Genomic DNA, 14,087 nt, shown 5'->3' on the forward strand with positions numbered 1-14,087 from the left:
ACAGTATCGATGCCGATGCAAGCCAAACTTTGACAAGTGCCGCGCTGGGCGCTTTTCAGGAAAGTTTTGCGCGGCTGCCACATTCCGGGCAGGCAGATTGCAAACAAATGTCAAGCGTCATTGTGAAGTGGCAGGCAGTGGGGAACAATGCGCGGCTATGAAACGGAATACGCGCGAATGCGTGCATCTGCTGATGGAAGGTATGCAGCGCCACGGCCCTCTGCGCCGCGACGCGCTGGCCGAGGCGTGCGGGTTGACTCCCGAGGAAACCACGCGCGCCTTGAAAGCGGCGCGGCAGATGAGCGTGATCGACCATATCCCCTATGAGCCCGGCACCACGGCGCTGGAAATCTTCTATCAGCTGACCGGCCGCCAGTTGCCGCCCGCCCGCAAGAGCTCGCGCATGCCGCCCGCTCCCGACGACCGTTTCCAGCCGCTGCTGGAAGCGTGGTGGAACAGCAGCGAACCCGATCGCGCGTAACGCCGTGCGCCGCGGGCCCCGGCAGCGGCAGCATGCGCTGCCGTCCGGACCCGGCCACCTCACCCCATTTCCACGCCTATTTCCACGCCTATCTCTGACGCCTATTTCTGACGCCGATAGCGGGCCTGCATGATCTGCATCCACTGGCCGTCGTCGGTCTGCATGAACGACGTGAGCGTGCGGGTGTCGTCGTCCTCGAATGCCACGACATCGCGATACTTGGCCATCTTGCCCTCCACGATATTGCCGTCCGGCGTGAAGGACGGGCCGTCGGCGCGCATCGTCAACGTCTTGCCATCGGCTTCGAGATCGCCTTCATAGATCCACATATGGGTCATCATCGACCCCACGAACGTCCCCACGAAATGCTTGCGGCTGGGGTCATAGCCCAGCGTCATCACCGTGGTGGCCGCCGCGCAGCCCGGAAAATCGCCCTCGGAACGCCCCTGCACCCACAGGTCGCCGATCTGGCTGACTTCCTCCGGGATCTTCCATGCCTGCGCCGGCGTGTCCGGCCCCATCTGCGCTTCGCCCTCGCCTATCCACTTGCCCACCAGCTTGTGCAGCCAGCGGTGTTCGTTGGTGATTTCCGTCTTCATTGCCTGCCTCTCCAGTAATGGATCCGGCCGCGGATCCGGTTGCGCCGCGACGTTGTGTACAGCGTACACAATAGGGTAGTCAACGATCCGGCGGATGTCCACATCGGGCGCACCAGATGACAGAAATTTAATTTTGGGGAAAGGCGGCAATCGAAATGCGCCGCCATGCATGCCATGACCCGCGCAACGGGCGTGCCGCAGGCGGACAGCTGCCGGAACGGAGAGAGCGGGAAGCGGCGGGAAGCGGCAGGCACACGGCGGCTGCGCCAACACCGCGGCCCTCCGCGCGATTATTGGGGCAGCCTGATCTTCGGCACGATGAACTGGTTGCCGGGCGCGCGCATCACGTCGCATTGCGCCTCGCCCTTGCGCGCCTGGCCGGCCTGGTTCACGAATTCGATGCTGCCGACCACGCTGTAGACGTCTTCGGCCACGCGGCGCGTGGTGCTGCGCACCCAGCGAAACTGGCCGGGATTCGGCAGCTTGGCCTGCACGGCGTCACGGCACGCGAACGGCGCTTCCGGTGCTTCCGGCTTGCCGCCCCGCTGGCCCAGTTCGATGTTGACGGGCGCCTGCGCATCGGACGCCGGTGCGGCCGCCGACGCCATCATCGGCAGTCCCGCAAGCATCACGAAAGCGATCGACACCGCGCGGTTGCGGCGCGTATGCGTTGTCATGGTCAATGCTCCAAACAAAAAAGGCCGGCACGCGCGCTGCATGCCGGCCGGTCGCCATTGTACTGCGGGCGAGGTTCCTACACGGACAGGTCGCGCGGCTCAGGCTTGTGGTCGTCGAACCAGCGATAGAGCGTCGGCACCATCACCAGCGTGAGCAGCGTCGACGTGATCAGCCCGCCGATCACCACCACGGCCAACGGCCGCTGCACCTCTGAACCCGGGCCCGTCGAGAACAGGAACGGCACCAGGCCAAGCATGGCGATGGTGGCCGTCATCATCACCGGACGGAAACGCTGGGTCGCCCCGCGTACCACCGCATTGCGCAGCGACATGCCCGACTCGCGCAGCGTCCGGATATACGACACCAGCACCACGCCGTTAAGCACCGCCATGCCCCACAGCGCGATAAAGCCCACCGACGCCGGCACCGACAGGTATTCGCCGGTGATGAACAGACCGATGATGCCGCCGATCGATGCGAACGGCAGCACCGTGATGATCAGCGTGGCGAAGCGCAGCGAGTTGAACAGCAGGAACAGCAGGAAGAAGATCGCGGCGATCGTGATCGGCACGATGATCTTCAGGTGGCCCATGGCGCGTTCCATGTTCTGGAACTGGCCGCCCCACTCGAAGTAGTAGCCTTCCGGCAGCTTGACCTTCGCTTCGGTGGCGCTCTGCAGTTCGGCCACAAAGCCGCCCAGGTCGCGATCCTTCACGTTGATCATCACCACCACGCGGCGCTTGCCCATTTCGCGGCTGATCTGCGCGGGGCCGTCGGTGACCTCGATTTTCGCCACGCTCTGCAGCGGCACCTGCACGCCATCGGGCGCCTGCACCAGCAACTGGCGGATGGCCTGCACGTTGTCGCGGAATGCCTCGGGCAGACGCACGGCCGCGGCAAAGCGGCGCTCGCCTTCGAAGATGTCGGTGGCGCGCTTGCCGCCGATGGCGATCTCGATGATGTCGTGGATGTCCGATACGTTGAGCCCGTAACGCGCAATCGCCTGGCGGTCGATCTCGATCGACAGGTACTGCTGCCCGGAAATCCGCTCGATACGCACGTCCTGCGCGCCCTGGATGCCGCCCGCCACGCGCGCGATGTCGCCAGCCAGGCCGCGCAGCTTGTCGAGATCGTCGCCAAAGATCTTCACGGCGATATCCGAACGCACGCCGCTGACCATTTCATCGACGCGATCCGAGATCGGCTGCGCCATCACGATCTGCACGCCGGGGATGGCCTTGAGCTTTTCGCGGATGGCGTTGGCGATGTCGTCCTGGGTCCAGCCGTCGGGCCACTCGTCGCGATCCTTCAGGCTGGCGATCGGCGTCGACTCGTTCTGGCCCTGCGGGTCCGCCGGGCTTTCGCCGCGCCCCACGCCGGACACCACCGACTTCACGCCCGGCACTTCGAGCACCAGCTTGTTGGCCTGCCTTTCGAGCTTGATCGACTCTTCCAGCGAGATGTTCGGCACGCGGTCGATCGCCGGAACGATCGAGCCTTCCTTCATCTCCGGAATGAACGAGGTGCCCAGCAGCGGCACGATCGCCACCGTGGCGACGAACAGGCCCACGGCGGAAAACACCGTCTTCTTGCTGTTGGCCAGCGCCCAGTGCAGCATGCGCAGGTAATGGCGTTTCATGAACGCAATCACCCGCGTGTCGTGCTCCGCGCCGCCCTTGAGCAGGTACGAGGACAGGACTGGCGAGAGCGTCAGCGACAGGAACAGCGAGATCGCCAGCGCAATCGAGATCGTGAAGGCCAGCGGCGCAAACATCTTGCCTTCCATGCCCTGCAGCGTCATCAGCGGCAGGAACACCAGGATGATGATGCCGACGCCGACGATCACCGGCGTGGCCACTTCCTGCACGGCCTTGACCAGCACCTGCGTCTTGGTCAGCCCCGATTTGCCGGCGTGGCCCAGCCGCTCGAACGCGTTCTCCACTACTACCACCGACCCGTCCACCATCAACCCGATGGCGATGGCAAGCCCGCCCAGCGACATCAGGTTGGCCGACAGCCCTACCCGGTTCATCACCATGAACGTCAGCAGCGGCGTCAGCACCAGCGTGGCCAGCACGATCACCGACGAGCGCACATCGCCGAGGAACAGGAACAGCACGATCACCACCAGCACCACGCCTTCGAGCAGCACCTTGGTGACGGTCCAGAGCGCCGCGTCCACCAGTTCGCTGCGGTCGTAGTACGGCACGATCTGCAGCTTGTCCGGCAGCATGCCGCGCTCGTTGATTTCCGCCACGCGCGCCTTGACCCGGCTCACCACTTCCTTGGCGTTGCCGCCGCGCATCATCATGACGATGCCGCCGACGGCTTCGGTCTTGCCATTCTTGACCACCGCGCCCTGGCGCACCTCGTGGCCGATCGTGACCTGCGCCACATCGCGCAGGTACACCGGCGTACCGTTGACCTCCTTGAGCACGATGCTGCCGATATCGTCCACGCCCTTGGCCAGGCCCACGCCGCGGATCAGGTACTGCTCCGCGTAGTGCGGCAGCACGCCGCCGCCGGAGTTGGCGTTGTTGCGCGCCAGCGCCTGGTACACCTGCTGGAGACTGACCTCGTAGTGACGCATGCGGTCGGGATTGACCAGCGCCTGGTACTGCCGCACGTAACCGCCCTGCGAGTTGATCTCGGCCACTCCGGGGATCGATCGCAGCAGCGGGCGCACCACCCAGTCCTGCGCGATGCGCCGCTCTGCCAGTTCCTCCTGCGTGAGGTCGCGATCGCCGTCGTCCGCGCGGTCCAGCGTGTACTGGTAGACCTCGCCCAGGCCGGTCGATACCGGACCCAGCACGGGCGTGACGCCCTCGGGCATGCGTCCGGCTACCTCGATCAGCCGCTCCATCACCAGCTGCCGCGCGAAATACACGTCGGTCTTGTCGGTGAACACCAGCGTGATCAGCGACAGGCCGGCCTTGTTCAGCGAGCGCATCTCCTCGAGTCCGGGCAGGCCCGTCATCGACATTTCGATCGGCACCGTGACAAAGCGCTCCACTTCCTCGGGCGAGCGTCCGGTCGCCTCGGTGGCGATCTGCACCTGTACGTTGGTCACATCCGGAAACGCATCCACCGACAGCTTGCCGGCGGCGCGCAGGCCGAACAGGAACAGCACCACGGCGATCACGCATACCACCAGCCGCTGTTTGATGGCGGCTTCCACAAGCGATGTCATCATGGCCGCTTACCCCTGTTCCAGGCGCTTGCGCTCGTTGTCGAGATGGAAGGCGCCCTCCACCACGACACGGTCGCCCGCCTTGATACCGCCCAGCACCACGCGCATGCCGTCGCTTTCGGAACCGAGCTTCACGCGGGTCAGCCGATACTGGCCCGGCGCGGTTTCAACGTAGACCTGCTCGTCGTTGCCGTCGCGCACCACGGCCGCGCCCGGCACCACCAGCGTATCGACGGGCTTGCCCGCAATCAGCATGGTGGCCAGCATGGCCGGCTTCAGACGCCCTTCCTTGTTCTCGAGTTCGGTGCGGACCAGCACGGTGCGCGACTGCGGATTGACGGTGCGTCCCACGTAAATCAGCCGGCCCGTGATGCGGCCATTGGCGTTGGCCAGCGACGGCACCTCGATATCGACGCTCTGCCCTTCGGCCACCTGTGCGGCCTGCTGCTCGGGCACTTCGGCCACCACCCACACGCGCGACAGATCGGCGACGGTATAAAGCGCATCGGCCGGCTGCACCACCTGGCCCTGCGCGACGTTGCGCTCCACCACAGTGCCGCTGATGCTGGAAAACACCGGCGAATACGAATCGATGCTGCCGTTCTTTGCCAGTGCGGAAACGGCCGCGGTCGACATGCCCAGCACGCGCAGTTGATCGCGATAGGCGCGCATTTCCGCGGCAGCGATCGCGTATTCGCTCTGGCGGCGCTGCAGCTCGGCGCGGCCGATCACGTCGGCGGCAAACAACTGGCGCGCGCGCTCGGCATTGCGCGCTTGCAGATCGTTCTGCGCCTCGGCCTTCAGGAACGCCATCTGGGCGGCGCCCAGTTCGCTGCTGTGCAGGCGCGCCAGCACCTGACCGGCCTTGACTTCCTGGCCGAGGATTGCGTAGAGGTCCGTGACCCGGCCGGTCACGCTCGCGCCGATGCGCGACACGCGCTGTTCATCGAAATCGATACGGCCCGACACGCGCAGCATCTCGCTGAACGCGGACGTGGCAACCGGCGCCACCTTCAGCGTCTTCTGCAGGTTGTCGGCGGGCTTGACGATGCCCGGCGGCAGCTTCGGGGTCTCGGCGGCCGGTTCGGGATCTTTGGAGCAGCCGGCCAGCGACATCGCCAGCACGACAGCCGCTGCAATGGAAAGCAGGGAATGGGAGGGACGCATGTTCAGTTCGTATTCGGTGTGACGGACATGGACGGCGCAGCGGCGGCATGGGCGCCCGGCGTGGCCGACATGAGCTTTTCAATCTGGATCGCGGCGATCTGCAGTTCGTACTGCGCGTTGATCAGTTCGCTGCGCGCGTTGCGCAGCACGCGCTGGGCGTCGAGATAGTCGAGAATGCCGCGCTCGCCAAAACGGTAGGCGGCTTCGGCCACGCCCAGCGCCGATTCGGCCTCGCGCACGATGCCCGATTCCAGCGCGGTGACCTGCGCCTGCGTGATCTCGTATTGCTGATAGGCGCTTTCGAGCTCCTGCGACAGTTCGAACTCGCGCGCTTCCAGCGCGGTGCGCGCCTGAGTGGCCTGCGCCGTGGCCTCGCCTACGGGGCCGCTGCGACGGTCCCACAGCGGGATCGTCATGATCAGGCCGATCTGCGAGACATTGTTGTCGGGCTGGCGATCGGTGCTGGCGCGCAGCGACACTTCCGGCCAACGCAGCGAGCGCTGGTAATCGACTCCGAGCCGCGCGCGTTCCAGTTCGCTGCGGCGCTGGTTCAGTTCGGCATTGTTGGCCTGCATCGCATCGCGCAACACGGCCAGCGTCGGCACGTCTGGTGTGCCCGCCAGGCTGCCGCCCAGCGCAAAGCTCGCGGGCATGGCGCCGCCAACCTGCTGGCGCAGCGCGGCCTTGGCCTGTTCGACGCGCAGTTCGGCGGTCTGCAGCGTTTTCTGCGCGGCCAGTAGTTCAGTTTCGGCCTTGATCAGTTCGTAGCGCGGCGCTTCGCCCACGTCCACACGCACCTTGGCGCGGCCCTGAATCTGGCGCGTCAGTTGCAGATCATCGCGCGCGGCGGCCAGTTCGGTTTCACGGCGCAACACCTGGAAGTACGCGGTCTTCACGCGCGCGGCCAGTTCAGCGCGGAAACTCTTCCGCAGCGCCTCGGAGGCATCGAGTCCGCGGCCCGCCATCTCCGCGCGCAGTTGGCGCTGGTTCGGATAGTCGAACTTCTGTACGAAAGCGTACGACGGCGCATTGCCGCTGGCCACGCCCGGTTGCTTGCCGGACAGGCGCCCATACATCACCTCCACCTGCGGGTTCGGATAGGCGCGCGCACTGTTGATGGCGGCGCTGGCGGCGTCCACATTGGCCTGCGCGGCCTGTGCGCCCTTGTTGGTCGATTGCGCAAGCTCCAGCAACTGGGGCAAGTCGAATGTCTCGGCCGCGGGCTTGGTGACCCGTGGCATGGCTTTGGCGGCGTATTGCATGGCAGGCGGCGCCGAAGCACCGGCCTGCACGGCGGGCACGGATGCGCCGGGCGGCACGGGCTGCGCGGCCCAGGCCGGCGCTGTCACGAGCGACAGCGACGCGACCCAAGTCAACGTATGGTTGGTCTTCATGTCAGAAAAAATCGAGCGGTACGGCTGTCCCCAGCGCACGCCCGCCACCATTGGATGCGCCCGGCGAGAGGCCGGTGCGGCAGCGAATGGGGCCGCCGCGGCACAAGGCGTGTCGCAGCGGATATCAGGGGCGCAAGGACAAGGAAGGCGCGCAGGCAGGGCCGATCAGCCCGGTCGCGGCCAGGAGGTGTCAGGCGAGGAGATTGGGCGGTCTGAACACGCCTTCGGATTCGAACAGCGTGCGTGCCTTGGGCACATGGACGGCGCTGTCGCGCGATTCAGCCAGTTGCAGCTGCGGCACGACGATCAGGGCGCTGCTTTCGTCCACCGCGTCGAACAGGTCGAGCGGGTCGAGCAGATCGGCCGACCAGATATTGCAGTAGCCCGGCGGGGGTCCGTCGTCGATCTGGTCGTCCGGACCGTCTTCGGGATCGCCGCGCAGCACCAGTTCCGCGAGGTCGTCCCCGGCGGCCAACATGGCGTAGTCAGGCTCCGCAGCGGGCGCCACCACCGGCACTTTCGGCGCAGCCGCGCGCGCGTTCGCCGCTGCCTGGAAGGACAGCGCGGACAGGCACAGGGCAGTCAGCAGAAAGAGAACAAAACGCATGGGGCGGGGATGGCAGCACTTGGGTGGAGATCGAGCGGTCTTCCCGCGGGTGTTAAGACCGGGGATTTGCTGCAGGACAGCATTGTAACCGAACGCAACATTGACTCGGGAAAGTACGACTAGTTCCTTCCCGGGAAATCGAACACCGGCCGCGAGCCCTGCAGATATCCCACTGCATCGCTTCGATGCTGGCGTGGCGGCACCGTCCGTGGATTCGCATTTCCAAGGCACCGAAGCGCCCGGCGGCACACACCGACGGTGCACGGCATGCCCAGCTTCGGCGCGTCGCACCATTGCAGAAGCCCGCGCCACCGGGGTCGCGGAGCCGGCTGCGCGCCCGCCTCTACCCGCCGAAACCGTTGCGCCAAGCCATATCGCAGGTCGCCGAGCCTATCCGGGTTTCCACTGGCATCGATCTTGCTGGATCTCCCCACAAAGATATCCTAAATATATTTACAGGATATTTACCATGCGGGGGCGAAACGGCTTGTATGCCGGTCGCCCCCATTCACTCGAGGAGTTTTCATGCGCAATCCCCGCTGGACTGGCATCTTTCCGGCAGTCACCACCAAATTCCACGCCGACGAGCGCATCGACGCCGAGGGCACCATAAAGCACATCGACTTTCAGATCCGCAACGGCATCCACGGTCTGGTGACATGCGGGTCGCTGGGCGAGGCGAGCACGCTGTCGCTGGACGAGAAACTCGACGTGGCCCGCATCGCGCTGGAAGCCGCCGACGGCCGCATCCCCGTGCTGGCCAATGTTTCGGAAACGAGCACGCGCGACGCGCTGCGCTATATCGACGGCGCCAACAAGCTGGGCGTGGCCGGCTTCATGGTGATGCCATCGGTGATCTACGTCGCCGACGCACGCGAGGCGATGCAGAACGTGCGCGCCATGGCCAATGCCGCCCAGAAGCCGGTGATGGTCTACAACAATCCCGTCGCGTACCGCGTCGATCTCAAGCCCGAGCATATGGCCGAGCTGGCGGACTGCGAATGGCTCGCGGCCATCAAGGAAAGCACCGGCGATATCCGCCGCGTCACCGACCTGCGCAATACCGTGGGCGATCGCTACCAGATCTTCATGGGCGTCGACGATCTGGCCTACGAAGGGCTCGCGCTCGGTTGCGATGGTCTGCTCGCCGGCGTCGGCTGCGCGTTCCCGCGCGAGACCGTGGCGCTGTTCGACCTGATGAAGGCCGGACAGTTTGCCGAGGCGCTCAAGCTCTACCAGTGGATGACGCCGATGCTGCATCTCGACGTGTCGAACAAGCTGGTGCAGAACCTGAAGCTGATCGACGCCATCGTCGGCGTGGGCACCGAACACATGCGCCGCCCACGCCTGCCGCTGGTGGGCGACGAACGCGCCTTCGTCGAAAAGGTCGTGCGCCAGGCGCTGGCCACGCGTCCGGCGCAATACCAGTCGATTGCCTGAGCCGCGCGCACGGGCGGCGCGCGCAAGGCCCATCGCGCCGCCCGCATGCGCGCGCATCGCGCGCGTGGCATCCAACTTGCTCGCGCCCCGGGTCCGACCGAAATCCCCGAACAGGAGTCCTTCAGCAATGTCCGACCTTTCCTCCCCCGCCGTGGCCAATGCCTACGGCAGCCCGCGCGTTGCGCGGCCGGTACGCTGGGTGCTCCGCCTTTCGGACGCCGTGCTGGCCGTCGAGCGGCATCTGCTTGGCGGCCTGATGACGCTGCTGGTGTTGCTGATCCTGCTGAACGTGGTCACGCGCTATGCCGGCCTGCCACTGTACTGGGTGGACGAGGCGTCGGTGTATTCGGTGGTCTGGCTGACTTTTGTCGGCGCATCGATCATGACCCGGCTGCGCCTGGACTTTGCCGTCGGCCTGCTGACCGAACAGCTGGGCGCGCGTGCGTCGCGGGCGGCGAAGGTGGTGGCCACCGCCGGCGTGCTGGTGTTCGGCCTCGCGATGATCGCAATGTGCTGGCTCTGGATGGATCCGGTGGGCATCGCACGCTACCACTTCGACGCCAGGGAATACGCGGCCGAGACCTTCAACTTCCTGTACACCGAGCGCACGCAAACGCTCGAATGGCCGATGTGGGCGCTGCAGCTGATCATCCCGCTGTTCTCGCTGAGCCTGAGCCTGCATGCGCTGGCCAATCTGCTGGAAGACCTGAACCTGGCGCCGCGGCGCACGTTCGCCGAATTCCAGGTAGGCAACTCCGAGACGGTGAACTGACATGGTGACCACGTTCTTCTTCTGCGCCGTGATGCTGGTGGGCGTGCCGATCGGCATCTGCCTGTGCCTGTCCGGCCTGGCGTTCATCTTCAGCACCGGCGACACCGTATTGCTGCAGTCGTTTCCCTCGCAGATGTTTGCCGGCGTGGACAGCTACGGCCTGATCGCCATCCCGCTGTTCATCCTGATCGGCGAGATCATGAACAGCGGCGGCATCACGCGGCGGCTGGTCGATCTGTCGATGGCGTTCGTCGGATCGATCAAGGGCGGACTCGCGTACGTCAACATCCTTGCCAACATGCTGGTGTCGTCGATCATCGGATCGGCCACCGCGCAAGTGGCCATCATGTCGCAGGTGATGGTGCCCGAGATGGAAAAGCAGGGTTACGACAAGACCTTTGCCGCGGGGCTTACCGTGTACGGCGGCATGTTGGGGCCGATCATTCCCCCGTCGGTGATGTTCGTGGTCTACAGCGTGCTGGCGCAGGTGGCGGTGGGCGACATGCTGATCGCAGGCATCCTGCCCGGCGTGCTGCTGACGCTGCTGTTCTTCGTCATCATCGCCGTCATGGGGCTGTTCTACAACTATCCGCGCAGCGCGCGCAGGTCGTTGCGCGAGCGCGTGGCTACCGTGCTGCAGGCAAGCCCCACGCTGCTGATCCCGATCGTCATCGTCGGCTCGATCCTGGCCGGGCTTGCCAATCCCACCGAGGCGGCGGCGGTTGGCGCGCTGGCCGCGGCGCTGGTGGGCCGCTACGTCACGCGCGAATTCGATCTGCGCACGCTGCCGGCCATTCTGCTGCGCTCGGCGATCTACTCGGCCATCGTGCTGTTTCTGGTGGCTGCCGCCGCGGTGTTTTCGTGGCTGCTGATCTACGGAAAGATCCCGCAGATGGTGGCCGCCTGGATCCAGACCGTGGCGCACAGCCCGATAGCCTTCCTGCTGCTGGCCAACGTGATCCTGCTGATCATCGGCACCGTGATCGACGGCATTCCGGGACTGATCATGACGGTGCCGATCCTGCTGCCGGTGGCCACCGAGGTCTATCACATCGATCCGCGCCATTTTGGCGTGGTCATCGTGATCAATCTCGTGCTGGGCCTGATGTCGCCGCCCGTCGGCCTGAGCTTCTTCGTCGCCTCGGCCGTCACGGGCGCCAAGCCCGGAAAGATGTTCATGGTCACACTGCCGTTCTTTGTGATCAGTTGCGTGGCACTGGTGCTGCTTTCGCTATTTCCCAGCCTGTCCATCGGACTGCTGAATTGAGCGCGCACGCCGATCCGTTCCGCCGACCCGTCATCCCGATTGTTCCCAACGTCGTTCACCCCGAAAGCCAGGAGAGAAGCGCCATGTCACTGATTACCCGCCGCCATTTCATCAAGTCCACCGCACTGGCCGGCATTGCCGCGCCGCTGGTCATCACCTCGCGCACCCATGCGGCCACGACCAAGGAATTTCGCCTGGGCTTGATTACCCCGGCGGGCCATTCGTGGAACCGTGCGGCGGTGGCGTTCGGCGAATCGCTGAAGAAGGAAACCGATGGCCGCCTGAGCGTGACGGTGTTCCATTCCGGCCAGCTCGGCAACGAATCCGCAATGATGCAGCAACTGCAATCCGGCGCGCTCGACATGGGATGGATCCAGGCCGCGGAACTGGGCTCGCGCGTGTCCAGCGTGGCGGCCATCAACGCGCCGTACCTGGTGCGATCCACCGCCAGCGTAGCAAAGCTGGTGCGCATGCCTACCGCGCTGAAGCTGCTCGATGCGTTGCCGCGCGAGACCGGCACCATCGGCCTGGGCTGGGGCATCACCGGCATGCGCGTGGTATTTGCCACGCGCGACATCAACTCGCCGGACGATCTCAAGGGCATGAAGCTGCGGATCAACCCGACGCCCGTCTATCGCGATTTCTATTCGATGCTGGGCGCGGCGCCGACACCGATCCCCACGCCGGCCGTGTTCGACGCCATGACCAATGGCCAGGTCGATGGACTCGAGGCCGATATCGAACTGTCCTGGAACCAGCGCTACGACAAAATCGCCAAGTCGCTGCTGCCAATGAACGCGCTGTTCATGCCATTCGCGCCGCTGGTGTCGGGACGCATCTGGGCTGGCCTGGACGCCAAGGACAAGGAACTGATCCGCGCGCAGGTCAATCAGGCGCTGGTGGCGCAGATCAACGACATCGTAACCACCGAAGCCGGCCTGATCGACAAGCTCAAGCAGTCGTCCGTGCATTTCAAGAGCATGTCCGGCTACGACCCGCAGCCCGTGATCCGCAAGTTCGACGAGATGTGGGTGGCCAAGGCGCCGGCGATTCCGGAGCTGCGCAGGATCGGCGCCGCGGTCTGAGGCCCAGCCGTCCGGCCATGCGGCACCCCGCCGCTGCGGCATAATGTCCGGCACCGTCGCCCGGGTGCCGGATCGGACGGCATTCGCACTGCGGGCGCACGCCCCCGGCCCGTTGCCGCGGCGCCGGGCGTTGCTGCCTACACCTTCGAGATGACAACCCAGACCAAGACCCAGAGCACGCCCGGCCAGGGCAAGCGGCGCGCCGCCGATGTGGCCTACGACAAGATCGAGACGATGATCTCCAAGCTGGAGATCGCACCAGGAAGTCCCGTGGTCGAGGCCGAGCTTGCGGAATTGACCGGGCTTGGCCGCACGCCCGTGCGCGAAGCGCTGATGCGCATGGTGTCGATCGGCCTGATCGTCCAGCAACCGCGACGCGGGCTCATGGTGTCCACCATCGACGTCATGGATCACCTGGACGTGATCGCCACGCGGCGTGTACTGGAACGCCTGATCGCCACCACTGCCGCGCGGCGTGCCACCGACGCCCAGCGCAAGGCGCTGCTTGCGTGCGCGCAGAAGATGGTGAAGGCCGCGCAGCGCGGCAATCTCGACGAATACATGGAGGCCGACCAGGCGCTCGACCATGTCAACCACGCCGCCTGCCGCAACCGTTCCGCCGTCAAGGCAGTGGTTCCGTTGATCGTGCAGTGCCGGCGCTTCTGGTATGCCTATCAGCACGAAGGTGAAATAGCCGAAGGCGCGCAAGCCCATCACGCCATGGCCGAAGCCATCGCCAGCGGCAACGAAACCCAAGCCGCCGATGGCGCGCAGGCGCTGATGGACTATCTTGAACGCTTTGCGCGCCGCGTAATTGATGCGTGATTGATGTTGCGATTGATGCGGGATTGACGCAATGCAGGCCGCCGCATTGCGTTGCATGGCATGTCCTCGATTCGGCAACATAAGTTTACTCGCCAGCGCTCAAAACACTCCTTAGACTCGAAGCCATCGACTCGAAAGAAAGGAGGAAAAAAGTGGGCTGGTTTCTTGTCACCATCGCTCTGCCGGTGCTGGCGCCGCTTCTCTCGCTGCTGTGCATGCGAGCCTTCCCGCTTTCCCTCCCCGCCTCCCGCCTCGCCTTAGTGAACGCCTTCAAGGACGGGCAACTGTGCTGGCCTTCGATGGGCTTCTGCGTATCGGGGCTTTACGAACTGACAGGCAGCACCGCCGCGTTTCTGGCGGACGCGCCGGGCCACCAGTACATGGGCGCAGCACTGATCGTCGTCCTGGTGCTGGCCAGCCTGTTCTCGTCATGCGGGATCGTCTTCACGACACCGCGCAAGCGTCCCGCCGGCGTGACCTGGCTCAGCCATTTCCGGGTACTTGCAACCTCGATGGTGCTGGTCGCCGTGTCGGCATTCGTCTTCACGATCATTCACCTCAACCTCTCGATCTGACAGGAGG

13 protein-coding genes are annotated in these 14,087 nt (G+C 65.2%); 7 read left to right on the plus strand and 6 right to left on the minus strand.

What is annotated here, in order from left to right; translation table 11 throughout:
* The first annotated feature begins 157 nt into the window (after nucleotides 1-157).
* Nucleotides 158-481, plus strand: a complete 324-nt coding sequence (locus AC1RKI_RS20390; RefSeq protein ID WP_061957317.1) for a hypothetical protein — start codon at nucleotides 158-160, stop codon at nucleotides 479-481.
* Between the two features lie 101 nt (nucleotides 482-582).
* Here AC1RKI_RS20390 and AC1RKI_RS20395 read toward each other — a convergent pair whose 3' ends face one another.
* The 6 genes from AC1RKI_RS20395 to AC1RKI_RS20420 form a co-directional block, all read right to left on the minus strand.
* Nucleotides 583-1,080, minus strand: coding sequence for a DUF1579 domain-containing protein (locus tag AC1RKI_RS20395; RefSeq protein WP_061957316.1), 498 nt, complete (start codon nucleotides 1,078-1,080; stop codon nucleotides 583-585).
* Nucleotides 1,081-1,370: 290 nt separating this feature from the next.
* Complete coding sequence (locus tag AC1RKI_RS20400; RefSeq protein WP_061957315.1) at nucleotides 1,371-1,757, minus strand: DUF2880 domain-containing protein; 387 nt, start codon at nucleotides 1,755-1,757, stop codon at nucleotides 1,371-1,373.
* A gap of 77 nt (nucleotides 1,758-1,834) precedes the next feature.
* The gene (locus AC1RKI_RS20405) at nucleotides 1,835-4,951 is read right to left on the minus strand and encodes an efflux RND transporter permease subunit (protein ID WP_061957314.1); all 3,117 of its coding nucleotides are present in this window, start codon (nucleotides 4,949-4,951) and stop codon (nucleotides 1,835-1,837) included.
* Between the two features lie 6 nt (nucleotides 4,952-4,957).
* A complete protein-coding gene (locus AC1RKI_RS20410; RefSeq protein WP_150979968.1) occupies nucleotides 4,958-6,115 on the minus strand; it encodes an efflux RND transporter periplasmic adaptor subunit in 1,158 nt (385 codons plus the stop codon).
* Between the two features lie 2 nt (nucleotides 6,116-6,117).
* Nucleotides 6,118-7,509, minus strand: coding sequence for a TolC family protein (locus AC1RKI_RS20415; protein WP_492796904.1), 1,392 nt, complete (start codon nucleotides 7,507-7,509; stop codon nucleotides 6,118-6,120).
* A gap of 190 nt (nucleotides 7,510-7,699) precedes the next feature.
* On the minus strand, nucleotides 7,700-8,116 hold the full coding sequence (locus AC1RKI_RS20420) for a hypothetical protein (protein ID WP_061957312.1): 417 nt from the start codon (nucleotides 8,114-8,116) through the stop codon (nucleotides 7,700-7,702).
* Nucleotides 8,117-8,641: 525 nt separating this feature from the next.
* Between AC1RKI_RS20420 and AC1RKI_RS20425 the strand changes: the two genes are divergently transcribed.
* From AC1RKI_RS20425 to AC1RKI_RS20450, 6 genes are all read left to right on the plus strand, one after another.
* Nucleotides 8,642-9,556 (plus strand): dihydrodipicolinate synthase family protein, encoded by a 915-nt coding sequence (locus tag AC1RKI_RS20425; RefSeq protein WP_222156669.1) that lies wholly within the window; start codon nucleotides 8,642-8,644, stop codon nucleotides 9,554-9,556.
* A 127-nt stretch (nucleotides 9,557-9,683) separates the two neighbouring features.
* A complete protein-coding gene (locus AC1RKI_RS20430) occupies nucleotides 9,684-10,328 on the plus strand; it encodes a TRAP transporter small permease (RefSeq protein ID WP_244788795.1) in 645 nt (214 codons plus the stop codon).
* A gap of 1 nt (nucleotide 10,329) precedes the next feature.
* On the plus strand, nucleotides 10,330-11,595 hold the full coding sequence (locus AC1RKI_RS20435; protein WP_061957310.1) for a TRAP transporter large permease: 1,266 nt from the start codon (nucleotides 10,330-10,332) through the stop codon (nucleotides 11,593-11,595).
* Nucleotides 11,596-11,678: 83 nt separating this feature from the next.
* On the plus strand, nucleotides 11,679-12,680 hold the full coding sequence (locus AC1RKI_RS20440) for a TRAP transporter substrate-binding protein (RefSeq protein ID WP_244788792.1): 1,002 nt from the start codon (nucleotides 11,679-11,681) through the stop codon (nucleotides 12,678-12,680).
* A 150-nt stretch (nucleotides 12,681-12,830) separates the two neighbouring features.
* On the plus strand, nucleotides 12,831-13,505 hold the full coding sequence (locus AC1RKI_RS20445) for a GntR family transcriptional regulator (RefSeq protein WP_150979964.1): 675 nt from the start codon (nucleotides 12,831-12,833) through the stop codon (nucleotides 13,503-13,505).
* A gap of 152 nt (nucleotides 13,506-13,657) precedes the next feature.
* Nucleotides 13,658-14,080 (plus strand): hypothetical protein, encoded by a 423-nt coding sequence (locus AC1RKI_RS20450; protein ID WP_227461322.1) that lies wholly within the window; start codon nucleotides 13,658-13,660, stop codon nucleotides 14,078-14,080.
* Nucleotides 14,081-14,087: the final 7 nt, after the last annotated feature.

Source organism: Cupriavidus sp. GW822-FHT06G04 (assembly GCF_058799075.1).